The organism is Helicobacter hepaticus ATCC 51449 (genome assembly GCF_000007905.1).
Classification (GTDB): Bacteria; Campylobacterota; Campylobacteria; order Campylobacterales; family Helicobacteraceae; genus Helicobacter_C; species Helicobacter_C hepaticus.
The window spans coordinates 953,319-979,502 of the sequence record NC_004917.1; the positions used below are offsets into that span (position 1 = coordinate 953,319).

Consider the following 26,184-nt stretch of genomic DNA (forward strand, 5'->3'; position numbering starts at 1 on the left):
AAAGACAAGAAAATTTGTCCTTATTTCCATTTTTCTTTATTGTAAAAAGCCTTTAATAGTAAATAAACAACAAATTACGCTTTTATTTATCAATTACCTTTGTTTTTTACAAAAACATACACTCAATAAGGCAGTATCTTAAAAGAAAAGCCAAGCGGTCTATTAGTAGTAGTCAGCTAAACACATTACTATGCTTACACATCTACCCTATCAAGCAGCTAGTCTTGCTGCGACCTTCAGGGAAAGTTTATCTTGGAGTTGGCTTCCCGCTTAGATGCTTTCAGCGGTTATCACATCCACGCGTAGCTACCCAGCGATGCTCTTGGCAGAACAACTGGTACACCAGTGGCGTGTCCATCCCGGTCCTCTCGTACTAGGGACAGCTCTCCTCAACTTTCCTACGCCCACGGCAGATAGGGACCGAACTGTCTCACGACGTTCTGAACCCAGCTCGCGTACCGCTTTAAATGGCGAACAGCCATACCCTTGGGACCTACTCCAGCCCCAGGATGCGATGAGCCGACATCGAGGTGCCAAACCTCCCCGTCGATGTGAGCTCTTGGGGGAGATCAGCCTGTTATCCCCGGGGTACCTTTTATCCTTTGAGCGATGACCCTTCCACACAGAATCACCGGATCACTATGACCGACTTTCGTCTCTGCTTGACTTGTTTGTCTTACAGTCAGGCTGGCTTATGCCATTACACTCTTCTTGCGATTTCCAACCGCAATGAGCCAACCTTTGCAAGCCTCCGTTACTTTTTAGGAGGCGACCGCCCCAGTCAAACTACCCACCAGGCATTGTCCTGCTTATGGATAACATAAGCCAGTTAGCAGACAGAAACATTAAGGGTGGTATCTCAACGATGGCTCCATCTCCACCAGAGTGAAGACTTCAAAGCCTCCCACCTATCCTGCGCATAATGCTCCCATCGGCAGTGCCAAGCTGTAGTAAAGGTCCACGGGGTCTTTCCGTCTTGCCGCGGGTAGGAGGAATTTTCACCTCCACTACAATTTCACTGAATCCCTGGTTGAGACAGCTCCCATCTCGTTACGCCATTCATGCAGGTCGGTATTTAACCGACAAGGAATTTCGCTACCTTAGGACCGTTATAGTTACGGCCGCCGTTTACTCGGGCTTCAATTCAAAGCTTCGCATTGCTGCTAACTAATCCTCTTAACCTTCGAGCACCGGGCAGGCGTCACACCTTATACTTCCTCTTACGAGTTTGCAAAGTGCTGTGTTTTTGGTAAACAGTCGGGAGGGACTCTTTGCTGAGACCTACTTGCGTAGGCACACCTTATTGCGAACTTACGGTGCTAGTTTGCAGAGTTCCTTAACCAGAGTTCTTTCACGCGCCTTAGAATACTCATCTCATCTACCTGTGTCGGTTTGCGGTACGGGCAACATTAGCTAAACTTAGAGGCTTTTCTTGGCACGACGGCATCAATGGCACTCCAATTGAGCCGAAGCTCGCTTGAAGCTATTGGAGTTTCAAATACAGAGGCGGATTTTCCATTCCTCCAATCTACGCTCTTAAATTAGCATTTCCATCAGCTAACGCCATTTAGCCCTATGCGTCCCCCCATCGCACACTAATGTTGGTATGGGAATATTAACCCATTTTCCATCGACTACCCCTTTCGGACTTGTCTTAGGACCCGACTAACCCTACGATGACGAGCATCGCGTAGGAAACCTTAGATTTTCGGCGAAGTGGATTCTCACCACTTTTATCGCTACTCATTCCTGCATGCTCACTTCGCATCGCTCCAGCACTCCTTACCGGTATGCCTTCAACGCTGATACGAACGCTCTTCTACCACTGTGCATCAGCACAATCTACAACTTCGGTGTCTATCTTAGCCCCGTTATATTTTCTGCGCAAAATCACTAGACCAGTGAGCTGTTACGCTTTCTTTAAAGGATGGCTGCTTCTAAGCCAACCTCCTGGTTGTCTAAGTAACTTCACATCATTTTCCACTTAGAATAGAACTTTGGGACCTTAGTTGGTAGTCTGGGTTGTTCCCCTTTTGACGATTGATTTTATCACCCACCGCCTGACTCCCAAGATACGGTAATAGGTATTCGTAGTTTGACAGGGGTTGGTACCGCGGTGAGCAGCCCTAGCCCAATCAGAGCTCTACCCCCTATTACTATCACTTGAGGCTATACCTAAATATATTTCGAAGAGAACCAGCTATCACCAAGTTTGTTTGGCCTTTCACCCCTATCCACAGCTCATCCCAACCCGTTTCAATGGGTACGAGTTCAGTCCTCCACGAGCTATTACACTCGCTTCAACTTGGCCATGGATAGATCACTTGGCTTCGGGTCTGCAGCATCTGACTAAACGCCCTTTCAGACTCGCTTTCGCTACGGCTTCGCGTTTGCTTAACCTTGCCAGATACCACAACTCGCAGGATCATTATGCAAAAGGCAGTCCATCACCCTGATAAATCATAGGGCTCTGAATGATTGTAGGCAGATGGTTTCAGGTTCTATTTCACTCCGCTCACTGCGGTTCTTTTCACCTTTCCCTCACGGTACTTGTTCGCTATCGGTGTGATAGTAGTATTTAGGGTTGGAGAGTGGTCTCCCCTGCTTCAGTCCGGGTTTCACGTGCCCTGACCTACTCTGGATACTGCTACCTATGAATAACCTTCGCATACGGGATTATCACCCTCTGTGATGTATTTTTCCAAATACTTCTGCTCAATTATTCAAGTGGATATTGCAGTCCTCAACCCCAGTAGCAAGCTACTGGTTTGCCCTCTTCCCCGTTCGCTCGCCGCTACTAGGAGAATCTCGTTTGATTTCTTTTCCTCTAGCTACTGAGATGTTTCACTTCGCTAGGTTCGCTCCATTAAAGGTAATACCTATCTCTAGGTATTGGGTTGCCCCATTCGGAAATCTATGGGTCAAAGCTTCTTGACAGCTCTCCATAGCTTATCGCAGTCTAGTACGTCCTTCATCGCCTCTATCACCCAAGGCATCCACCATCTGCCCTTAAAAGCTTTTACTTCTAAGGATACTGCCTTATTGAATGTATTATGTATTCAATAAACAATATATCGCGTAATTGTAGTTAATTACTATTTAGGCTATTAACAATAAATTTTCAAATAACACTTAGACAAAAGTCTAATGCAAAGATATAAAGTAACTATAAGCTTTGCATTAAACTTCTTAAATTCAGTGGTGGAGAATAGCGGGATCGAACCGCTGACCTCCTGCGTGCAAAGCAGGCGCTCTCCCAGCTGAGCTAATTCCCCTTTTATATGCAATAATTAATTTATAGCAATATTATTACGATATGGTGGGCTTAGGAGGACTTGAACCTCCGACCTCACCCTTATCAGGGGTGCGCTCTAACCACCTGAGCTATAAGCCCCTAAAGCCTGCTATTTCAAGCGATGCTATTTGGAGATCTCTGAAAACTAAGCAAGTCTATTAAGTTTATCTTTTCTATTCTCATAAATCTGTGGTTAAGATAAATAAATATCTTAACACATCTCTAGAAAGGAGGTGATCCAACCGCAGGTTCACCTACGGTTACCTTGTTACGACTTCACCCCAGTCGCTGCATCCGCCGTGGGCGGTAACCAATTTAGTATCCCGACTTAAGGCGAATACAACTCCCATGGTGTGACGGGCGGTGAGTACAAGACCCGGGAACGTATTCACCGTGACATGGCTGATTCACGATTACTAGCGATTCCAGCTTCATGTAGTCGAGTTGCAGACTACAATCCGAACTGAGAGACGTTTTTGAGATTTGCTCCACCTCGCGATATTGCTCCTCTTTGTGCGCCCCATTGTAGCACGTGTGTAGCCCTAGGCGTAAGGGCCATGATGACTTGACGTCGTCCTCACCTTCCTCCTCCTTACGAAGGCAGTCTCCTTAGAGTGCTCAGCCGAACTGCTAGCAACTAAGGACGAGGGTTGCGCTCGTTGCGGGACTTAACCCAACATCTCACGACACGAGCTGACGACAGCCGTGCAGCACCTGTTTTCAAGCTCCCCGAAGGGCACTCCACTATCTCTAGTAGATTCTATCAATGTCAAGCCTAGGTAAGGTTCTTCGCGTATCTTCGAATTAAACCACATGCTCCACCGCTTGTGCGGGTCCCCGTCTATTCCTTTGAGTTTTAATCTTGCGACCGTACTCCCCAGGCGGGATGCTTAATGCGTTAGCTGCATTACTGCCCTGACAAGCAAGGCAACAACTAGCATCCATCGTTTAGGGCGTGGACTACCAGGGTATCTAATCCTGTTTGCTCCCCACGCTTTCGTGCATCAGCGTCAGTAATGTTCCAGCAGGTCGCCTTCGCAATGAGTATTCCTCTTGATCTCTACGGATTTTACCCCTACACCAAGAATTCCACCTACCTCTCCCACACTCCAGAGTAACAGTTTCAAATGCAGTTCTGTAGTTAAGCTACAGGATTTCACATCTGACTTATTACCCCGCCTACGCACTCTTTACGCCCAGTGATTCCGAGTAACGCTTGCACCCTCCGTATTACCGCGGCTGCTGGCACGGAGTTAGCCGGTGCTTATTCGTTAGATACCGTCATAATCTTCTCTAACAAAAGGAGTTTACAATCCTAAAACCTTCATCCTCCACGCGGCGTTGCTGCTTCAGGGTTTCCCCCATTGAGCAATATTCCCTACTGCTGCCTCCCGTAGGAGTCTGGACCGTGTCTCAGTTCCAGTGTGTCCGATCACCCTCTCAGGCCGGATACCCGTCATAGCCTTGGTGAGCCATTACCTCACCAACAAGCTGATAGGACATAGGCTGATCCTTTAGCGAAAAACTTTCCCCCGTAGGGAGTATCCAGTATTAATCACCGTTTCCAGTGGCTATCCCAGACTAAAGGGCACATAACCTATGCATTACTCACCCGTGCGCCACTAATCCACTTCTAGCAAGCTAGAAGATTCATCGTTCGACTTGCATGTATTAGGCACGCCGCCAGCGTTCACTCTGAGCCAGGATCAAACTCTCCATAAAAAATGAAATCAATGAAAACTTGTATTAAAGGAAACCAATACTACAAGCTCCATTTAAAAAGTTTGTCCTTGTCTCTTAGTGTTGTTATCACAAAATCACAAAGACTAGATTGCACAGATTCTATGATTATCATAAAATCTTGTGTCTCAAAGTCATAAATGAGTTGTAAAAATGAACTAAGAAACTTAAGTCTGTTTTATATTTTATAGAATATAAAAGCATCACTTAACTTTCTTGCTTAGATGTCAAAGATCATACCAAATACAAATCAATCAAAATAACTTTAAGCTTGATACCTTAAAAGCTAAATATATGATTATAATTGATAAAGAACAGCCATTTTGTAGAAAATCTTAATCATCACTTTTCTTAAAGGCACTACTCTATGGATTTTAGAATCACGAAAAACTAAAACTGAACATAGTGAAAATCCTACAGAAGATTAGAGACTAGAAGCTCAATCAAATGGGAGTGAGATATTACAAAATTAAAGCTTAAAATGGGCTGAAGAATTATAAATTTCTTTATAAGCTGACTTCCAACGCTTATGAAACCAAAACCAATCTTGGGGCTTAGCCCTGATTGCTGCCTCAATAACATTTGCTTGAGCTTGTGTAGCTTGTAATATATCTGCTGTGCTATCTTCACTCTTTTTGCAATAAATTGGCGGATAGTATCGAACTTCAAAATTTTTATAATCTTGCCCTATACTAATCATTATAGGCACAATACCTACACCAAAACGGCGAGAGAGCACTGAAGCAATAGTTGTATGCGTTGCCCTCTTGCCAAAAAAATCCACCCATATACCCTCATCTTCAGAAATATTTTGATCAACCAAAATCCCAGCAAGTGGATTTTCTCCACTATATAACTTTAATAAATGTTTGAATGCGCCTTTTTTGTCAATAAATTTCGCATTTTGGAGCTCTCGCCGCTCAATTATCATCTCGTTAATAGGATTAAAAGATGTCAAGCGACCCAAAGAAGCCATATTGCACCAAGGATAACGTGGCACTAATACATTTGCTATGGCTTCCCAATATCCATAATGTGCAGAAATTGCTACTGCACCCTTATCTTTTTGCAAAGTATCCAAAAGATAATGCTCATCGACAAAGTTAAATCGCTGTGTATGTTTCTCCAACGGGATAAAAGCCACTCGTATCGTCTCCAAAAGTACAAAGGCAAAATTCTCATAGCAAATTTTAATGATTGTGTGCTTTTGCTCTTCGCTCATTTGCGTGCCATATACAAAATCTAAATTTGCTTTAGCATCTTTAAAACGTCTTCTATCACAGATTCTCATAATCAATGCTAATGACTTAATATGTCCTAAAAAAAGCCAATGTGGCATTTTTGCCAAACAATAACCCATACAATTTGCTATTGTTTTTATCGCTCCCTTAAAAATCTTTGCTCTTAGACTCATCATATATCCTTATGTGGTAAGTGAGAGTGCGCGTTATTATCGTGCAACGAGCCACCATATAGAATCTCTTCCGCACAAGCACAAATAGCATTTGGCTGAATATTTGCAATAGAAAAATCATTCTTTGCATAGGAGGGATTCTCGCTTCCACTTAAAAATCGGTTATTTTTTCCTTGAAGTGCAAAACGAGCTGCTGGCGTATTGCCATAAAGTGTTATAGAATCTTTTTGCATAGCCCACGCTAAATGCGTTATACCTGTATCTCCTCCAATAAGTAAATCTACTTTTTGTATTAATGCTTTAATCTCTCCCATATGAAGACGCGGAAGCACTACTACATTTTTTTGTGAAGCAAAATGCTCCTTAATCTTTTGTGCTTTATTTGTGCTATGCCACAGCAAAAATACATTAAGATAGGGATTTGTCTCCAAAAGTTGTTGAATAACTTGAACAAATAAATGCAAAGGGTAAGTTTTAGCTTCCAAAGATGATTCAAGTATAAGCACAATATTTTTAGCATCTTTGTCTACCTCAAATGCTCTAAAAATTTCTAACACACGCACATTATCTACCTCGCTCACACCAAAAGCTTCAGCGCGATTATGATAATAAACACGATTTGTTTCATCTATATCTTTAAACCCCAGTGCAGAGCATACAAGTTTTAAATTACGCTCCAAAATATGTTGTTCATAAGGAATACGCACCTTATATGTATAAACAAGGCTTGCTAAAGGCTCTTTTATGGAATCCCACGCAAATCCCCAATATTGCTTATTCTTTAGCATACTTCCACATAATGCTGATTTGATCAATCCTTGCATATCAATAAGTATATCATAAACAGGAAGCGCCTTTAGATTCTTAATAATGGTAGGCAGAGCATTTACACCACCTTTTTTAAGATTAATTTCAATAAGATTATCAATACAAGGGCTATGATACAATACTTCACTAAAAGTGCTATCCACAATCCAATCAATCTCTACGCGTTGAGGATAAATTTCTTCTAAATGCTTTTTTACAAAAGGTAATACACTTGCACTCACAATCACATCACCAAGGCTAGAAAGTCGCACGATTGCTATTCTCATTCTCGCACCCTTAGCTTCCCCAACTATGCTTTAACAAATTCAATTTGCAGCGGCTCTGGTTTATGAAGCTTATTAATATTTTCCCTAGCAAGATATAAATCAGCTATGGTGTAGATTCTTAAAGTTTTGGGTTTAATGTATTCATAGCGGATTTGCATATTGCCTTCACTACGACAAAGATTTTCAGCAAGTGCAAGCATAAAACTAAGCCATTGCAAACTCAAAAGCTTAGGCATCATATCGCTTATATGTCTAATATTTTCATCTTGAGGAATCTTTTTGCCACTATATTCTACAAGCAAACAAATACTCATTCGCTCTGTGTGTGAGAATCCATATTCTAAGGCATTGAGCAAAAAATATGAGCCGTGATATTCTGCATTATAAAAATTGAGAATCCGTCCAACACTTGAAAGATACGAGGCGATATGAAGCAATTTTTTACATTGTTCATCAAGCTTATGTAAAGGAAAAAGTGCGTCAAAAATTTTTAAAGATTCTCTACGCGTCATTTCGGCATATTTCTTATCAAGCATAAATCTATCTTCAATACAATTAATAGAGGGATTAACACCTTTGGGAAAGCTGTTTTTATGTCCCCGCAACAAATCACTTAAAAACACACCCTCTCTCACTCCCACACCACTTGTAACAATCTCCTTAGCGCCAAAAAACTCTAAAAACATTTGAAGTATCAATGAACCACTGCGGATATTATCAATCCTATCTAGAGGCACGCCCATAGAATCTAACTTATCTTCAGAAGCTTGGGAAATTTTCTCAAAAAATTTAATATTTTGTTCCACATTGACCTCATAGCCGTGCACTTCTTGGATAGGATACTTTTTGTGTTTCATTATCATTTTAGAAAGTGCGCGTATCGTCCCACCCACACCAAAAATACGATGATGTTTAAAATGTGATGGCACATTTGCAAGCTGTGTTTGTATAAACGCTCTTGCTCCTTCAATATTATTTTTCTTATCAAAAAATAATTCTTTTAGGCGAATTGTGCCAATATCAAGCGAGATAAGGTCAATAATCTTGCCATCTTGTATAAGAGCGCACTCTGTGCTTCCTCCTCCTATATCCATTGTGATTCCATCTTTATAATGAGAGAGGTTAGCACAGGCTATGCCTCCATAAAGCGCCTCCTTTTTGCCATCAATGACTTTAATAGAAACGCCACATTCCTTTTTTGCCCTATCAAGTAGAACTTTTGCATTAGGTGCATCACGCAAGGCAGAAGTTGCCACGCAAAAAATCTTGCGAGATTTATGCGCTTTAGAAATTTGGACAAATTCTTTAAGTGCATAAATAGCCCTATCCATAGGAACTTGCCCTAAAACACCGCCGGATTCATAACAACCCTCTGAAATTCTCACTTTACTTTTGGTTTCATAAATCAAATGAAAGGCAAAGCGTGAAGTTCGGCGATAAATCGCCATTCTCGCAGAGTTTGAACCGATATCAATGACGGTTGTAATTTTTGCCATTACTCTCCCTTTTGGAGCATTTCAAATTTATATTTGAGCTCTTCCATATTCTCTATGTTGTCAGGGTCTGGTATAATCGCATCAACAGGACACACACTCAAACAACTTGGCTCGTCATAACTCCCTACGCATTCAGTGCATACATCAGGGTCAATACTATAAATAGGGTCTCCCTCTTCAATCGCACCATTAGGGCACTCTTCGGCACACGCATCACACGCAATACATTCATTATTAATCATCAAAGACATACAAAAAACCCCCGAAAAATAAATTTATCAAATTAAAAAAGCAAACTTTTTAGCTAAAGATTCCTTAAAAATTATTTAACCTCAACATTTTTTGATTGAATCCACAAATCTACTCCATATTCATCAGCACAATCTGTGGCAATTACTTGCGTATTTGGCACAAGACTCAATAGCTCTGCAAAGGTATCTTGTGGGATAAAGAGCATACTTGCTCCACTAAAAATCGCTTTTTTAAGCTCATCTTTATTTTGCACCCCAATAAATGGCTCAAAGCTAAGGCGCCTTGCAAAGCTAAGCAATTTAGTCAAGCTTTTACCAGATAGGGGTTGAGCAGGGATAAGAATCGTATCTGCGCCAAAAAGAGCAGATTCTAAAATCTGATATTCTTCTAAAAAAATATCGCTATGGATAATCGGAAGTGTGCTATGACGGCGCAAAAGAGCGATGGATTCTAAAGGTGAAGACAAAGTATCAACATTGCTCATACCTTCTGACAAATCAAGCATATAGGCTTCAAAATGTCCAAGCGTTTCCATTTGCTCCTCAAGTGCATAGGCTCTATGAATATAAGAGAGAGAATCTGCACAAAAAGTAGCAGATTCTATAAATAATCTTTGGGCAATTTTTGGAGCATTCCCGCTTTCGCGCACAAAAAATGAGCGCTCTACACGAGGCATAAAGGGACTATATGCCAATGTCCGCCCCAAAGTATCAAAATCCATTAACGCTTTACGTGCCTTTAAACTTTGTAAGACACACTCAATGGTATTAGGAGAAAAATCCAAAGACAAGGGCATACAAGCTCCTTAAATAAAAGTTTATAATGCTGTGTTTCATAATTATACATTCATAAAGTTTGATTTTTTATGAAATAAGCGTTTAAGTAAATATTTATAGGGGGGGGGGGATAATAACAATCTTAATATTGTTAAACTTGAAGCATTATGAGACATAATTAAAGTTGGAGGGTTTTAATGCACAAGGAAACTAAAGAACATATTTTATTAATATTAGCTGTGATTCTTATTTGTGCTATGGGCTTTATTGGTGTTTATATGCAAGATGATTCTGTTATTTATATTCTTGCTCCTGTGCCTTTCATAATAGCACTAATAATGTATCTTTATACCAAACAAAAAACTCTGTGTCAAAATTGTGGTAAAAGCTTCGGGCAAGAACTAGTAGATACAGATACGCGCTCTAGATATACTGTTTCGTGGCAAAAGAAAGATTCCAGCGGAATATTACATACAGAGGTATTCCAAATTGGAGAAGAAAAAGACTACTTCCTTTGCAAACATTGTGGTTTTATCACTTTTAAAACAAAAAGATACAAAACAAGAATTGATTAATAGGCTAAGATTCTTTAAATATTATAAACATTTCACTACAATACACTTTTTTATCTTTTATCCTTGCTTTAAATTTATAAAGGGATTGAATGCCTATAAAATGTGCCATTATCGGCTATGGATATTGGGGACGCAATGTCGCAAAAGCAATCGTGCAATGCCCCCATTTTGAGATTATCACAATTTATGATGAAGAGTGCAATGCGCTAGATGAGGCACGCAAATTTTATCAATTTACCACTTATTCTAGCTATGAAGCAATTTTACTTGACAAAAATATACAAGCAATTTTTATTATCACGCCTCCACATACGCATTTTGCCCTCGCCAAACGCTCTTTAGAATCTGCCAAACACACCTTTGTAGAAAAACCTCTCACAACCAATCTCTCTCAAGCAAAACTACTCTATGACTTAGCAGATTCTCAGGGAGTAAAACTTTATTGCGATCATATTTTTTTGCATTCTCCTGCTATAAACTATCTTAAAGAACATATCGCAAGTTTTGGAGAAATTGTGTATATCAACGCACGGCGCATTAATCTAGGGCTATTTCAAAGCAATGTTGATGTGATTTGGGATTTGGCAATTCACGATTTGAGCATTATTGATTATCTTGTAGGACTTCATATAGAAGAGGTTTCAACTTTCGCAACAAAATACCTCCGCTACCCCAATGACGCTTTGGCAAATATCAATATAAAGCTCAAAAATGGTATCATCATCACACTTAATCTCTCGTGGCTTAGCCCCATTAAAGTGCGTGAGATGATTATTGGAGGGAGTAAAAAAACGGCAATTTATGATGAGACAAAACACAATAAAATCACACTTTTTAACACAGGTGTGGTCATAAAAGATGAATTTGATAAAACAAGCCTTTATCAAAAAATGGTTGAATACAAATTAAGCAAAGAGCTAAATCCGATTCTTCCCAATACTATGGCACTTGATAATTCTATAGCATATTTTGCGACATATATTGCACAAAAAGATACAAAAACAACATCTAAAGGAGGTAAAGAACACGTAATACGTGTTATTCAAGCTATTGAGATGATACAGGAAGCGCGGATTGCTCCACCACACTAAAACTCATCTGTAAAATCTCTTTATGTGATTTGATATAAGCATTAAGCTCCTCAAGTGTAAGTGCTTTAATTAATTCTAACTCTTTTTTATTATTATCTAAAGGCAAGTCTCTAAAATAATTTATAAATTTTGCATTAAGACGTTGAGAGAGACTTTCTTCACGGAGTGGCTCGCTGCCAAGCAAAAATGCCTTAGCAGAGGCAAGCTCTTGCTCACTTACCCCCTGTGTGATAAAGTTATTTACCACCTCTTTTACTACCTCTATCGCTTTATCTTTGTTTTCAAGCTTAGTTTGCAAATACCCACTTGCATAATTCACTGCTCCACCAACACTAATTTTCATATATGCCGAATATGCAAGTCCTCTTTTTACGCGCACTTCTTCCATCATACGCGAGCCAAAACCCGAACCGCCAAGTATAAAACTCATCACGCGCGCAATATAATTTTGATGAGAATCTGTAACAACAAAAGGTGAGCCAAAATATATAAAAGCCTGCTGGGTTGGTTTTTGCACGCTTATAAAATCTGCATTTTGTGAAGCTTTAAAGTGTAACTTTTCCTTGCTCTCTCCCACAGGTAATGCAGAAAGCACAGAAATAATCTTTGCCTTTAATTGTTCCTCTTGCATATCGCCCCCTGCAATAATGATAAGCCGCTTTAAAACAAGATTGCGTTTTAAAAATTCTTTTACATCTTCAAGTGTAATAGATTCTATACTCTGCTTATCTCCGAGCGATGGCACTGCCATAGGTGTGTCTTTAAAAAGTATTTTATTAAGATTTCTCTCTGCCACACTATCAAAATCATCTTCCTGACTTGCAAGCCTGCTTTGGATAAGAGATTTTACTTTATCAAGTGCAGCAGGCGTGAGATTTGGGTCATAAAGAAGCTCTTTGAAAAGCGAAAAACTCTCATCTTCATACTCTTTGAGATAAGAGAGATCAAAGCTTAAAGTTTGTAATCCTATGCCAGCATATAAACCTATAGCTTTTTGTTCTAACTTTTGTGCAAAAGCCACACTACCAAGCGTTTTTGTGCCTTCATTGAGCATTTTAGCACTTAAAGCACCAAGCCCTGCTTTAGAAGCATCAGCTCTGCCACCAATAAATATTAACTGTACATCACCCACAGGCAGATTCTTACTTTGTTCAAATATCAATGGCACACTTATGCCATTTATTTCCACTGCATCAACCTTTGCTTCTTGCGCATTCATACTACCTCCTAAACACACACATATTAGAAAAATAATGCTCCATTTTTTCATCAAAATCGCTCCAAAATCTCATACGCTGTATTGCGCTTGGCTGGAGATTCTCCAATATCTTTAATAAGCTCAATCATCTCTTGGGCATTCATAGAGTTACACACACCTGCCGAAGATACGACATTTTCCTCCATCATCGTGCTGCCCAAATCATTTGCTCCAAATAGCAAAGCGAGTTGCCCGATGTATGAACCTTGCGTTACCCAACTGCTTTGGATATTGACAAAATTATCAAGATAGATTCTGCTACACGCTAAAAGGCGTAAATACCTATTTGATGAAGCTTTATGAATATGGGGAAATTCTTTTTGCAAAGGCGTATTATCGGGCTGAAAACTCCACATAATGAATGCTCTAAATCCACCAAACTCATCTTGAAGCTGCCTTAGACAATCCCAATGCGCTATAATGTCCTCATCATTCTCTACACTACCAAACATCATTGTAGCTGTGGTTTTCATACCAATACGATGGGCTTCTCTATGCACTTCGAGCCATTCTTTGGTATCAAGCTTTTTAGGGGCTATTTTATCGCGCACCCTATCGCTTAAGATTTCAGCCCCAGCTCCGGGAATAGAAGATAATCCTGCCTTTTGAAGTCGCAAAAGCACCTCTGGAATAGAGATTTTAGAGACTTTAGCAATATAATTTATCTCAATAGCTGAAAATCCGTGAATGGTAATCATAGGATATTTTTGCGCGATATGGCTCACAAGCTCCTCATACCACTCAATTTTAAGCTTTGGATGCACGCCACCTTGAAAGAGAATCTGCGTGCCACCAATAGCCAAAAGCTCATCAATTTTTTTATCAATCTCTTCAAAGCTTAAAATATATACACCTTCCTCGCCTAACTTACGTTTAAAAGCACAAAACTTGCAATCCACCCAACAAATATTTGTATAATTAATATTTCTATCCACAACAAAAGTTGTAGTCTTGTTTGGGTGAAGGATAGATTTAATTTCGCTTGCCCTCACTCCAAGCTCACGCAAAGACGAATTACGCATTAAATCTAAAATTTCTGCGTTACTCACGCGTTTTATAGCTAATGGATTAGAATCTTTACCAATAGAGGAATGCTCTGCTACATCTGTCATAACTGCTCCTTTTAATGCAAATTTTAAAATCTCGTGCCCATAGTAAATTCAAATCGTGATGTTCTATCACCGGGTTGAGGATTAATGGGTTGAGGGAATACAATCACAATAGGTCCAAAAGGGCTTATCCACTCTACTGCAGCACCCCACGAAGCACGAATAGTTTCGTCTAAACTCTGTATGCCTATCATACCATAATCAACAAAAAAAGCTAAACGCATTTGAGCTTTCTCTAAAATACCATAGCTTAACTCCACAGAATGTGTCATCATATAATTCCCACCAATACGAATCTCCCCAGTTGAGTTTCTAGGCGAAAGGGAGCTAACTTGATAACCTCTCACACTTGAAATCCCCCCCATATAAAATTTTGAAGTAATGGGCACATAACCATTATTTATAATTGCCCCCGCTTGGGTTTTATAACGTGCAATCAAATCGATACCGACAAGCGATTTGAGATGATAATAAAGTGCCATTTTGCCATAAAGTTTCGTATATTTCTCATCTCCACCAAGCCCTGCATATTCCACATACGCCGAGATAATTGCCCCGTTTTTAGGGAAATAATAATCATCGGTATTGTCAAAGTAAAGACTTGGGCTAATAGCAGATTTAATCGGTCTGTCAATACTAAGATACTCTTTATAAAGAGTTGCCAGACGAGCATCATAAAAATCAAGGACTCTTGTTGTAGAGAGTGTATATCCAAGCGAGGCACGCAAAGTATTTGTGAGTAATTTCCCACCTGTAATTGAGCCTCCTGTGGTTTGCTCTCTATAATCCCAATTCCAATACAAAGAATGAAATACACTAAAAGAAGTGCTGTATTTAGAATCAAGCACACGAGGATTACTTAGGGTAAGATTAACAAGTTGTCGGCGATAACTCCAATCCGCATACAACTGCCCACTCTGTCCTGTGCCAAAGAGGTTTCGCTCTCTTATAGAAGCATTTACCATTAATTTATCATAGCTTCCATAGCCCAAACCAAACATAAGCTCGCCCGTGCGCGCTTCCTCAACACTTACAAGCAAGTCCATAGAATCTTCACTTACCCTTCGCTCATCAATTTTAACCTTACCAAAATAACCTAATCTTTTGAGTGCATTTTCAGACTCTTTTAAATCCGAGAGACTATAAGTATCGCCGGGTGCAAGAAGAATCTCGCGTCGTATAATTCTATCTGCTGTGCGAGAATTACCTGAAATAAGCACATCATTAATTTTTACCTTTTGCCCTACTTGTATCAAATAAAGCACCTTTACTTCAGCATTTTGCGGGTCTTTGTCTAAATCCGGATTAACCCTCGCAAAAGCATAGCCTAAATCTGCAATTTTTTGGCGGATACTCTCTACATCTGCGCGCACTTCTTCAATATTAAAATATGTACCTTTTTTTACTTTAAGCACTTTGCGCAACTCTTTTTCTTCAATCACAGGGACGTGTAAGATAATCTTAATCTCTGATACTTTATAGCGCTCTCCTTCTTTAATTTTATAATATAAATTCGCACTATAATCATTAAAATTTGCATCTAAAAAAGCTTGGGAAACACTTGCATCTAAGAATCCTTTGCGCATATAGGCATCTTGGATTCTTGGGCTATCATATTCTAAGTCTGCAAGCTTAAGTTTTCCATCATTGCGCCCCCAAAGCCACCCCATAAACTGCTTTGCACGATTAGCACTTAGCTCTTCAACCTCACTTACCTTAAGCTTCTCTCTGCCATCATACTCTGCTTTTTTGATGATAATATTTTCACCTTGATTGACATTAAAAGTAATTGCGTATGCCTTATCTTCACCTACTTGCGTTATATCTGCCTCTACTACTGTGCCATAATATCCTTGATACTCTAAAATTGTGCGTATAACAAGTTTAGCGCGATTAAGCTTTGTCTCATCATAGCTATCGCCCTTTTTTATGCCAATTTGTGAATATAATGTCTCTTTTTCTTGCTCGCTTCCATAACCTTTTATTTCAACACTTGCAACTTTAGGTTTTTGTTTAAAGTAAAAAGTCAAGATACCACCATTAAAATCCGCATAAATATCCTCAAAATACCCTTGTGAATAAAGTGATACTATTGCCTTATCTACTTTTGCAATATTTAAGCTTTCGCCTACTTTAATACCTATGATTTCATCAGCTAACACATTTGAAATTGAGCTTAAACCCTCATATTTAATTGCACTAATATCCTTAGCATAAATAACATTGCAAAACAACAAAATAAGAGCGCAACAAATTTTTTTCATTTAAGTCCCATTTGCTAAAAAAATAAAATTGTGATTATATTGAAATTTCTTAACAAGCCCATAGAGAATCACAGGAATTTCTGCAATGTATTTGCTTGTGCCATAAATAACTCCAATCCTTCCCAATCTTCACGCTCAAGGAGCTCTTTTGCTTCATTAAACTTCGCTTGAAAGTATGCCATTGCTTCTAAAACATTTTCTTTATTTTGCTTAAATACATCTTTCCACATCAGCGGAGAACTTTTTGAAATTCTGCTCATTGAGCGAAAACCCCCACCAACTAATGCAAGAATCGTTTGGGGGTCCTCTTGGGCAAGTGTGGCATTTGCCAAAGCATAACTAATGATATGGGGCATATGTGAAATAAGCGCAATATGCTTATCGTGAGAATGAGCGTCCATTTTAAGAATCTTCATACCAATGCCAATAAAAATATCTTTTGCTATTTCAGCTTGATACGCCCCACTTTGCTCTAAATCAGTAAGAATTACAATGTTATTTTTATATAACTCCCCAAAAGCAGCCTTTGGTCCAAAAAACTCTGTTCCACACATAGGATGTGCGCCTACAAAATGATGTCTTAACCACGAAGGAATATCAGAGAGAATCTGCACTTTTGCTCCACCTACATCAATGATTGTAGCATTCTCGCTTATATCTTGAGGCTTAATGCTTGAAATAAGCTCCACTATCCCATCAACAGGCACGCTCAAAAATATCACATCACATTGCCAAATCTCATTTAATGGCACGCATTCATCAACCAACCCCAAATTTAGTGCTTGTTGAGAGTGCAGGGCATTTTTATCATATCCCAAGATTCTATTAATATGCTTATTTTGTATTTGCCCCACTTCTCTAAGAGCTAAACCCATAGAGCCGCCCATTAATCCTAATCCAATAATACCTATATTCATCGCTTCCCCTTCTTTAAATAATTAACTTTATCTATAGTTCCACATTTTAGCTATGCTCGCAATAAATACACTTGCGCTTTCACTTCGTAAGATAAGTGTATCATTTAAAGTTATAATTTTTGCAAATCTCTCACGTTCTTTTGTGCTAAAACCTCCTTCTGCGCCAACCATTATGCGCACAAGATGTTTCTCTTTGCCTATTTTAGAGTGATTTTGACAAGGTGTAAAATTGCATATATCTACGCCACCAAAATCAAAAGCATAAAAATCTGTATATTCTTCACAGATTCTATGAAAATTTTTATACAACTCAAGTTCCATTAAATCACTTCTTCCACATTGCTGACAAGATTGAATAAGAATCTTTTCCATACGCGGTAGAGAAAGCTTAAAATGCCCTTGTGAAAATGCTGCATAAAAAAAGCTAATGCGCGATACACCAAGCTCATTAAGCATAGGAAGCGTTTTTTCAATAATCTTTGGCTCAATAATTGCCCACAATAAATGCAAATGACTTTTTATATTGCTCGGAGCATTTTGACTCGCTTGTAAGCGCAATGTTAATGCCTTTTTGTCTATTTCGCTTAATTCATAAGTATAAAGATTATCATCATTTAGATTGCGCAAGGCAAGGGTTTCTCCAAGTTGAACGCGCCGCACTTTCATAAGATAATTCACATTTTCATCATTCACGCTTACAAGAGGATTCCCAGCATCTTTATGATACAAAAACTGCATTCACGCCAGCCAAAAAAGCAAAATAAAAAAGAGTAGGTCCATTATATAGAGTATTTTGCAAAATTTCACATAACCTTTCATTGCCTCAAGATTTGTCCGCCGTGCAACTTTGAGAATCTTAATCCGATAAATCTCGCCAATTAAAACAAAAATACAAAAAGTTATCATTGCAATAATCTTAAGCGAAAGCTCAAGATTCCCAAATATCCAAATATTTATACCGCTTAAAACACTCACAGAGAGTAAGAAAAAAATAATGGGGGCAATAAACCAAATTTTTTTATTCATTGCTACAAGATTTTTAGAACCAAAAAATAATACCAAAAGATTAAGTACGAAAGGAAGCGCGAAAAATCCAGCAAAAATCTTATGATAAAGCACTAAATCCATAAAAGTATCGTGTAAGATAAGAGAATCAAATTCCTGCATATTTCCTCCTTTAATTAACTTTAATTAACTTTTGTAGTTTATTATCACTTAAAATCTTTAACCTCACTATTAAAAAAGGATTTTCCATCAAATCGCAGGCTGTTGTTTTACTCAATATGGGCTCTCCAAATAGCCTTTTTGAGGTAGAAAGTTTTTTAAAAAATATGTTTAATGACCCTCTAATTTTGGGGATAAAAAATACCTTTGCACGTAAAATGCTGGCAAGTTTCATTACCCATAGTCGCGTTGAAGAAACTAAAAAAAATTATCAAGCCATTGGTGGCAAATCACCTCTCACAGCTCACACTTTAAATCTTACAAATAAACTCAATGAACTTGATTGTAAGCGATTTTATACTTATGCAATGCGCTATACACCGCCATTTGCATATCAAGTATTAGAGGATATAAAAACACAAGGTATACAATCCGTAGTGCTTTTTAGCCTTTATCCGCAATTTTCTTATTCTACTATTGCCTCCTCGCTTATTGATGCCAAAGCAGCTCTACAAAAACTTGCATTTACACCCACACTCTATGAAATATCCTCTTATCACACTCACCCAGATTACATAAGCTGTATTATAGAGCGCATTAAAGAATCTTTAGGTGCAGATAATCCAAATGAATTTGTGCTTTTGCTCTCTGCTCACAGCCTCCCACAATCACGTATAGATGAGGGTGACCCTTATCAAAAACAATGTGAAGAAAACAAAGAAGTCATACAAAAGGCACTTGAGAGTGAAGGGATTGTCTTTAAAAAGATTGCACTTGCCTATCAATCTAAAGTGGGTCGTATGAAATGGATTGGACCAAGCACAAAAGAGACTATTACCAAATATAAAAAACATAAGATGATTATTTTCCCTCTCTCTTTCACACTTGATAATTCCGAAACAGAATACGAATTAAAGATACTCTACGCCTCCCTTGCAAAAGAGCTAAATGTTCCTCAATATCGTGTTTGTAGCTGCTTTAATGATAATGAAAGATTCGCTAAAAGTATTATGAACATACTTGAAGAACATCTTCGCGGCAAAGCAGAAGTGTAGCCATAAGGTTAAGGAGTAAAACAAAATGAATAAACTATGGATGCTATGTGCGATTATTTATGCAATGATGATAAGTTTTGGTTGTAATGATGATAATGAAGTGAGAATCTCTCAAGGTGCAGCCTTAAATGAAAAGCACATAGAGCAAGCTGAAAACCTAGATAAAGAGAGTTATGCGGGATTAGAAGATGTCTTTTTAGATACAAAAACTATTCAAGGGCAAGAGGGTAAAATCACTCTGCTTATTTTTGGCAAAAATCACTGCACATATTGTGATAAGCTTAAAGATGATATTAAAAATAACACATCTCTTAAAAGTATTCTCCAATCGCATTTTTTGCCCTATTATATTAACATTAGCTACACAAAAAATCATCACTTGCAATTTCAAAATGCACCAGAATCTACACTCTCAACCTCTACGCTTATAGAAACTTACGTGAAATCTCCTATGCGTCCTACTCCTACACTTATATTTCTTGCTCCCACAGGAGAAGTTATTTATGAATTACCCGGCTATCTTCCAAGCAAAGAACTCTCTGCTCTTTTAAAATATATGCAAAGTCAAAAATGGAAAGGAAAAGACAAAGATACAATCTCACTTGAAATTAATGAATCTCTTAGAAATGCTTTTATAGATTTATGAAGGAGTGAAAAATGATGAATATAATTAAAACACTTTTTTGTTCAATGAAGATGGTTCTTTTGCTCATAGGCATATATGCCACAGCTTGTGGCATAGCAACATTTATTGAAAAATATGAGGGCACACTTGCAGCTCGTTTATGGGTATATGACGCATTTTGGTTTGAGATATTACATATTTGGCTTGTAGCTTGTCTCATTGGCTGTTTTATCACTTCAAAAGCGTGGCAGAGAAAAAAATATGCTTCATTGCTCTTGCACGCCTCTTTTATCGTTATCATCATTGGTGCGGGTATTACTCGTTATTATGGGTTTGAGGGCTTAATGAATTTGCGTGAGGGACAAAGCGTGAATTTTATTTCTACAAATACCCATTATATTTTTATCCAAATCAAAAATCCTCAAGGCGATGTAGAATCTGTAAGGATTCCCACTTATATTGATGAGAAAGTCAATCATAAAATCAATCAACATTTAACATTTTTTGGCAAACCTTTGACATTGCATACAGAAGAATTTACAGCAAAACAAGTAAATATGTCTGAACTTTTTATACTCAATGCGAGTATTGATTTTTTAGGAAAAAATGAGAAAACACTTATTATGCGCGATGGGAATAATGCACCTACAAAAGAAAACATTACTATGCTTGAAATTGAAGGCTATAAGATATTTCTTGCGTGGGGCATAGATAATATTGCCCTCCCCTTTAGTATAAAACTTAAAAAATTTGAACTTGAGCGATACCCGGGTTCAAACTCTCCTGCCTCATATACTTCGGAAGTAGAAGTGCTAGATGGGCAAAATCCTCCCTTGCCTTTTAGAATCTTTATGAATAATGTATTAGACTATGGTGGTTATCGCTTTTTTCAATCCTCTTATCACCCTGATGAAAAAGGCTCTATTCTCTCTGTTAATAATGACCCGGGCAAAACACCTACATACATAGGCTATGCTATGCTTATACTTGGCGTGATTTGGCTACTTTTTGATAAAAACGGACGATTTGCCACACTTGGTAGATTCTTAAAAACACAAAAGTTTTTCTCACTTATGCTTTGTAGTGCACTTTGTTATGCTTTGAGTAGCCCACAAATAGCTTATGCCTCAACACAATCACAAACTGACTTCCAGCCTTTATCTGAAAATGAAATACCACCTTTACAAGATATCCCCTCTATGATAAAGGCATTGGCGGATACTTCAAGCCTCACAAATGATTTTGATAGAATCCTCGTTCAAGATTTTGGTGGGCGTATAAAGCCTATGCACACCCTTGCCAATGAGTATATTCATAAATTGACTCAACAAAGAACATTTAAAGGGCTCAATCCTTCACAAGTTTTCTTAGGTATGCTCTTTTATCCACAAGAATGGCAAAGTATCCAAATGATAGCCACCAAAAGTCCAAAGCTCCGCCAGATTCTAGGATTAGACGAAAATCAAAAACATATTGCTTATATTGATGTTTTTACGCCTCAAGGACAATATATTCTCCAAAACTATGTTGAAGCCGCAAACCTCAAAAGCCCATCTTTGCGCGATACTTTTGAAAAAGATGTAATAAGCGTAGATGAGCGCATTAATTATGCTTTCCTTATTTACACAGGGCAGGTGCTTAGAATTTTCCCCGATAACAAATCTCCTAATAACCAATGGCTCTACCCACTTCAAGCCATAAGCAGTGCTGTGGCACAAGATGATACAAAAAAAGCAAAAGAGTTAATGCAAATTTATAAAAAATTCGCTCAAGGTATGCAACAAGGAATAAATACCCATAATTGGCAAGAAGCCGCTCAAGCAACACGAGACATTCGCACATTTCAACAAAACAATGGTGGCTCTTTACTTATTTCGCCTGCAAAGGTAGATTCTGAAATTTGGCTTAATCTTTATAATCCATTTTATCAGCTCACCTATCCTTATATCTTCATAAGCATTGTGCTTTTTATCATTGTGCTTGTAGGAATTCTCAAAAATACTCCTACACGTCCGCTTATTCACAAAGTATTTTATATTCTTTTGTTTGCGCTTTTTATTTTGCATACTTGCGGATTGGGATTGCGATGGTATGTAAGCGAACACGCCCCTTGGAGTAATGCCTATGAATCTATGCTTTATATTGCGTGGGCAGCAATTCTCTCTGGTGTAGTATTTTTTAGGCGCTCAAATCTTGCATTATGCGCCTCAAGCTTTTTGGCAGGAATGACTCTCTTTGTGGCTAATCTTGGTGATATGGACCCACAAATTGGGAATCTTATGCCCGTGCTTAAATCTTATTGGCTCAACATTCACGTCTCCGTCATCACTGCAAGTTATGGATTCTTAGGTTTATGCTTTATGCTTGGACTTATCACACTCATTATGTTTTTGTTACGAAATGAAAAAAGATCTCAAGTGGATTGCTCAATCCTCTCTTTAAGCGCATTGAATGAAATGAGTATGATTTTGGGCTTATTTTTGCTAAGTGTAGGGAACTTCCTTGGTGGCATTTGGGCTAATGAATCTTGGGGCAGATATTGGGGCTGGGATTCTAAAGAAACTTGGGCACTTATTAGTATTGGTGTATATGCAATTATCTTACACTTGCGCTTTGTTGTGCCTAAAAACTTTCCTTTTATCTTTGCAAGCGCGTCTGTAATAGGCTTTTTCTCAGTGCTAATGACCTATTTTGGAGTGAATTATTATCTCACAGGTATGCACAGCTATGCCGCAGGAGAAGCGGAGCCTGTGCCTTTATGGGTAGAACTTATGGTAGCAGGGATTATACTGCTCATAATTATCGCAAGTAGAAAAAGAGTGCTTGATATGCCCCATTTATAATTTTTTTTTATAATTTTACAAATTTGTATCACCATTGATAAAGGGGGAAAATAAATGAAAAAAACTATTTTATGGATACTGGGCGTTATTCTTGCATTAATAGTGATTATTTTATGCGTGCTTTTTACACCACCAGGTAATGCTCTGCTTAAGCCCATTATACAAGGGCAAATTGATAAATACGCACCTATTAAGCTTAATTTAGATACATTCTCACTTGGATTCTCAAGTATAGATGTGCAAATCAATCATAACGATGATATTAAAATAACACTCAATGGTGATTTCTCACTTTTTTCTCAAACACTTGACCTTGCACTCAAGGTTGATGCAAAAGATATTTCTGTGCTTGGAGAGATGGTAGATACACCTCTGCAAGGTTCATTTGTTATCAATACTACTGCGAAAGGCTCATTTGATAACCTTGAAATTAACACGACAAGCGATATCGCAAAATCCTTTACAGATATTCGTGTGCTTTTACAAGATTATACACCTACTTCAATTCTTGCTCACATTAAAGATGCACAAATTAAAGAATTTCTCGCTATGGCAGGAATGAAGCCCTATGCAAATGGCTCACTTAACCTTGAAGCTGATATTAAAGGCGATACAAATATGAATTTCAATGGAAATGCTTTACTTAGTATTGCTCAAGGATTAGTTGATAGTGCGCTTATTAAAAAAGATTTTGAAGTTGATGTGCCAAAAACGACTTTTCTTATCACACTCAATGCTCTCTTCGATATGAACAAACTCAACCACGACTTTAATTTCAATGCAAATATTGGTAATATCCACTCAAAAGGGCAAACATTTATCAAAGAATTGAGCACAGATAGCACTTATGATGTACAGCTAAGTGATTTGTCTGCTTTTACACCATTAGCAGGTATGCCTATACGCGGTAGCTTTAACACCAAAGGCACAATTAAGGGTGATATGAAACTCTTAAACATTGATGGAAATTCTGATGTTGCAAGCTCTGATACTCTTTATAAAGCTACACTTAAAGATTTATCGCCAGAATCTGCGCAGGCTCATATCAAAAATCTTCGCCTTGACACACTTTTATGGATGATTCATATGCCACGTTATGCTACGATGCATCTTAATGCTGATTCTCTTGTAAATGATTTGGATAAAGGTATTTCTACCAAAACAACACTTACGCTTTCTGGCACAACAAATAATGCAGTAATGAAACAAGAAATGGATATGGATATGCCAAATACGAATTTCACGCTTAAATCCAACATAATTCTTGATAAGGGCGTAGGTGAAGCAAACTCCACCTTAGATTCTGATATTGCTCAAGTTAAACTCGCAAAAACACAAATTAACCTTAATAACGTTGCCTTTGAAGCACCTTATGAAGCTATTATACCTAATCTTAAAAAACTTAAATTTCTCACAGGCATAGAGCTTGCTGGAGATTTTAAAGCAAAAGGTATAGCCAAATTCAAAGACACGCTTTATGCTGACTTTAACACACAATCACTTGGTGGCAGCATTGATGCCAAACTTGATAATAATAAGCTCACAGCCTCTCTCAAGGATATTAATACGCTCAAACTTCTTACTATGGCACAAGTTAAGCCTGTATTTAGCTCTAATATGAACGGGAATCTCAATTATGATACACTCATACAAAAAGGCACACTCAAAGCAGTTATAAGCAATGGAAAGCTTATGCCAAACCAAATTACCGAACTTGCAGAAAAATATCTTAAAACAGATATTACTAAGGAAGCCTATGAAGATGCGGGATTAGATGCTATTATTGATAAAAATATTATTACTGCAGATATTGGATTAAAAAGCCATAATACAGCCATTTTTGCAAAAGGTGCGAGTATTAATACAGACAAGGGCACAATTAATGCCGATTTCAAGTTTCAAATCAAAGATAAATATATTTATCTTAAAGCACGAAATAGCCTTGAATCTCCTACAATTAGCATTGATGCAAATGAACTCATTAAAGCTGAAGCAGGCAAAGCTATTACCAAAGGTGCAGAAAAAGCTATTGATAAATATATTAAAGATGATAAAGTTAAAGAGGGCGCACAAAAGCTCCTTAACAATCTTTTCAAATAATCAAAATGAATTTAAAAGAAAGCATATTAAGTCTTTTGCCATAAGCTTTTTTGTTGCTACAATCGTGTCATTTATCATAACATTTGTGTATTTACAATTAAAAAAGATAATCTCTCACTAGAAGCACTCTGCGAAGTGAGGGCAGATGTTTGTAATCAGCTTGGATACAAATATGATTTAAAATCTAATTATAAAAAAGCACGAATGTATTATCAAAAAGGCTGCGATTGGAAGTGAAAACGAGGGGATACAAAGAATCGTGCTATAATCTAGGACTCCTCCTTGATAATGGTTTAGGCGGAGATAAAGATGAAGCTATGGCTCTTTTATTGTGGGAAGATTCTTGCAAAAAAGGTTTAGACTTAGCTTGTCATAACATTGCTGCTTCTTAATAAACAAGAGATTTATTATAATAAAGACATACAAAAGGCAAGAGAATATTACCAAAAAGCTTGTGAATTGGAGTATAGTAAATCCTGTTTTGTTTTAGCTAATCCATATTTTGGCGAAGATGGCTAAATATCCCATTATACCAAACTACAGGCTCTTTTTTGCTTTTTTGGAGATTTGAGCTATAAGTATATACATAAAGATACCGAGTATGGCTAATACAAAAGGCATAACATACGAATGTGCATCAATTTTTTCAAGCAAAGCAATAACGCCACTGCTTGCATAATATCCACATAAACCTACTATTATTGCCCATAACACACAAGAAAAAGCATTAATAATAAAAAATTGTTTCAAATTAAAGCTACTAAAACCAATGGCAAGGGGCACAAGTGTTTTGATTCCATAGAGATATTTGCTAAAAATGATGAGCCATAAACCATAGCGCTTGAGCCAAATTTGCGAAAGAGCAATTTTGCGTCTATGTTTATTGAGTGCAGTGAGAAGCTCTTTTTTTTGATAACGTGCAAGATAAGCAAGCAAAAAGCTGCCAACTATATTACCCATACAAGCTATAAGAATCGCCAAGTATAAATCCATTTTTCCAAGCGCACTCATTATACCTGCAGTAATTAGCCCTAAATACCCTCCACCAAATGAATATATAAATAATAAAATATAGCCCCATTGTTCAAGTGAATGTATTGTATCTTGCATATTTAT

The 26,184-nt window shown here is 38.0% G+C and carries 19 protein-coding genes, 2 tRNA genes and 2 rRNA genes; 7 read left to right on the top strand and 16 right to left on the bottom strand.

Annotated features, from left to right (window positions below; genetic code table 11):
* Positions 1-141: 141 nt before the first annotated feature.
* From HH_RS04830 to HH_RS04870, 9 genes are all read right to left on the bottom strand, one after another.
* Positions 142-3,023: ribosomal RNA gene (locus HH_RS04830) — 23S ribosomal RNA — on the bottom strand.
* 176 nt (positions 3,024-3,199) lie between these two features.
* Positions 3,200-3,275 (bottom strand) — tRNA-Ala (locus tag HH_RS04835).
* A 42-nt stretch (positions 3,276-3,317) separates the two neighbouring features.
* Positions 3,318-3,394: transfer RNA gene (locus HH_RS04840), tRNA-Ile, on the bottom strand.
* Positions 3,395-3,521: 127 nt separating this feature from the next.
* Positions 3,522-5,017, bottom strand: a 16S ribosomal RNA gene (locus HH_RS04845).
* Together the 16S and 23S rRNA genes with 2 tRNA genes alongside form the textbook arrangement of a ribosomal RNA operon.
* 487 nt (positions 5,018-5,504) lie before the next feature.
* Positions 5,505-6,449 carry a lipid A biosynthesis lauroyl acyltransferase gene (locus HH_RS04850; protein ID WP_011115822.1) on the bottom strand — a complete coding sequence of 315 codons (945 nt, stop codon included), beginning with the start codon at positions 6,447-6,449 and terminating at the stop codon, positions 5,505-5,507.
* A complete protein-coding gene (gene waaC / locus HH_RS04855; protein WP_011115823.1) occupies positions 6,449-7,543 on the bottom strand; it encodes a lipopolysaccharide heptosyltransferase I in 1,095 nt (364 codons plus the stop codon). Before waaC ends, HH_RS04850 begins: the two co-directional genes overlap by 1 nt.
* 23 nt (positions 7,544-7,566) lie before the next feature.
* Positions 7,567-9,039 (bottom strand): Ppx/GppA phosphatase family protein, encoded by a 1,473-nt coding sequence (locus HH_RS04860; protein ID WP_011115824.1) that lies wholly within the window; start codon positions 9,037-9,039, stop codon positions 7,567-7,569.
* Positions 9,039-9,290 carry a YfhL family 4Fe-4S dicluster ferredoxin gene (locus tag HH_RS04865; protein ID WP_011115825.1) on the bottom strand — a complete coding sequence of 84 codons (252 nt, stop codon included), beginning with the start codon at positions 9,288-9,290 and terminating at the stop codon, positions 9,039-9,041. The genes HH_RS04860 and HH_RS04865 overlap by 1 nt, the downstream gene beginning before the upstream one ends.
* Before the next feature lie 71 nt (positions 9,291-9,361).
* The gene (locus tag HH_RS04870) at positions 9,362-10,087 is read right to left on the bottom strand and encodes a hypothetical protein (protein WP_041309061.1); all 726 of its coding nucleotides are present in this window, start codon (positions 10,085-10,087) and stop codon (positions 9,362-9,364) included.
* A 177-nt stretch (positions 10,088-10,264) separates the two neighbouring features.
* Here HH_RS04870 and HH_RS04875 point away from each other — a divergent pair, with 177 nt between their 5' ends.
* Both HH_RS04875 and HH_RS04880 read left to right on the top strand, forming a co-directional pair.
* Positions 10,265-10,642 carry a hypothetical protein gene (locus tag HH_RS04875; protein WP_041309063.1) on the top strand — a complete coding sequence of 126 codons (378 nt, stop codon included), beginning with the start codon at positions 10,265-10,267 and terminating at the stop codon, positions 10,640-10,642.
* Positions 10,643-10,731: 89 nt separating this feature from the next.
* Positions 10,732-11,733, top strand: coding sequence for a Gfo/Idh/MocA family protein (locus HH_RS04880; protein ID WP_041309065.1), 1,002 nt, complete (start codon positions 10,732-10,734; stop codon positions 11,731-11,733).
* On the opposite strand, the gene HH_RS04885 is transcribed toward HH_RS04880, so the two are convergent.
* The 6 genes from HH_RS04885 to HH_RS04910 all read right to left on the bottom strand — a co-directional run bounded on the left by HH_RS04885 (position 11,690) and on the right by HH_RS04910 (position 18,448).
* Positions 11,690-12,952, bottom strand: coding sequence for a M16 family metallopeptidase (locus HH_RS04885; RefSeq protein ID WP_011115830.1), 1,263 nt, complete (start codon positions 12,950-12,952; stop codon positions 11,690-11,692). The two genes, HH_RS04880 and HH_RS04885, sit on opposite strands and share 44 nt — an antisense overlap.
* Positions 12,953-13,002: 50 nt before the next feature.
* Positions 13,003-14,103 (bottom strand): dehypoxanthine futalosine cyclase, encoded by a 1,101-nt coding sequence (locus HH_RS04890; protein WP_011115831.1) that lies wholly within the window; start codon positions 14,101-14,103, stop codon positions 13,003-13,005.
* Positions 14,104-14,126: 23 nt separating this feature from the next.
* The gene (bamA, locus tag HH_RS04895) at positions 14,127-16,364 is read right to left on the bottom strand and encodes an outer membrane protein assembly factor BamA (RefSeq protein ID WP_011115832.1); all 2,238 of its coding nucleotides are present in this window, start codon (positions 16,362-16,364) and stop codon (positions 14,127-14,129) included.
* 68 nt (positions 16,365-16,432) lie between these two features.
* Positions 16,433-17,281: a prephenate dehydrogenase gene (locus HH_RS04900; protein ID WP_011115833.1), complete on the bottom strand. Its 849-nt coding sequence runs from the start codon at positions 17,279-17,281 to the stop codon at positions 16,433-16,435.
* Positions 17,282-17,308: 27 nt separating this feature from the next.
* On the bottom strand, positions 17,309-18,019 hold the full coding sequence (locus HH_RS04905) for a 16S rRNA (uracil(1498)-N(3))-methyltransferase (RefSeq protein ID WP_011115834.1): 711 nt from the start codon (positions 18,017-18,019) through the stop codon (positions 17,309-17,311).
* Positions 18,020-18,448, bottom strand: a complete 429-nt coding sequence (locus tag HH_RS04910; protein ID WP_011115835.1) for a hypothetical protein — start codon at positions 18,446-18,448, stop codon at positions 18,020-18,022. It abuts the gene before it with no gap.
* A gap of 86 nt (positions 18,449-18,534) precedes the next feature.
* Here HH_RS04910 and hemH point away from each other — a divergent pair, with 86 nt between their 5' ends.
* The 5 genes from hemH (at position 18,535) to HH_RS09530 (ending at position 25,460) form a co-directional block, all read left to right on the top strand.
* On the top strand, positions 18,535-19,500 hold the full coding sequence (gene hemH, locus HH_RS04915) for a ferrochelatase (RefSeq protein ID WP_226989511.1): 966 nt from the start codon (positions 18,535-18,537) through the stop codon (positions 19,498-19,500).
* A 25-nt stretch (positions 19,501-19,525) separates the two neighbouring features.
* Positions 19,526-20,146, top strand: coding sequence for a SoxW family protein (locus HH_RS04920; RefSeq protein ID WP_011115837.1), 621 nt, complete (start codon positions 19,526-19,528; stop codon positions 20,144-20,146).
* Between the two features lie 14 nt (positions 20,147-20,160).
* Positions 20,161-22,968: a cytochrome c biogenesis protein CcsA gene (gene ccsA, locus HH_RS04925; protein WP_041309336.1), complete on the top strand. Its 2,808-nt coding sequence runs from the start codon at positions 20,161-20,163 to the stop codon at positions 22,966-22,968.
* A 54-nt stretch (positions 22,969-23,022) separates the two neighbouring features.
* On the top strand, positions 23,023-25,068 hold the full coding sequence (locus HH_RS04930; protein ID WP_011115839.1) for a hypothetical protein: 2,046 nt from the start codon (positions 23,023-23,025) through the stop codon (positions 25,066-25,068).
* Between the two features lie 233 nt (positions 25,069-25,301).
* On the top strand, positions 25,302-25,460 hold the full coding sequence (locus HH_RS09530; RefSeq protein WP_158295429.1) for a hypothetical protein: 159 nt from the start codon (positions 25,302-25,304) through the stop codon (positions 25,458-25,460).
* 145 nt (positions 25,461-25,605) lie between these two features.
* Here HH_RS09530 and HH_RS04935 read toward each other — a convergent pair whose 3' ends face one another.
* Entirely contained in the window at positions 25,606-26,178 is a 573-nt protein-coding gene (locus HH_RS04935) for a DedA family protein (protein ID WP_011115840.1), read from the bottom strand.
* Positions 26,179-26,184 lie beyond the last annotated feature (6 nt).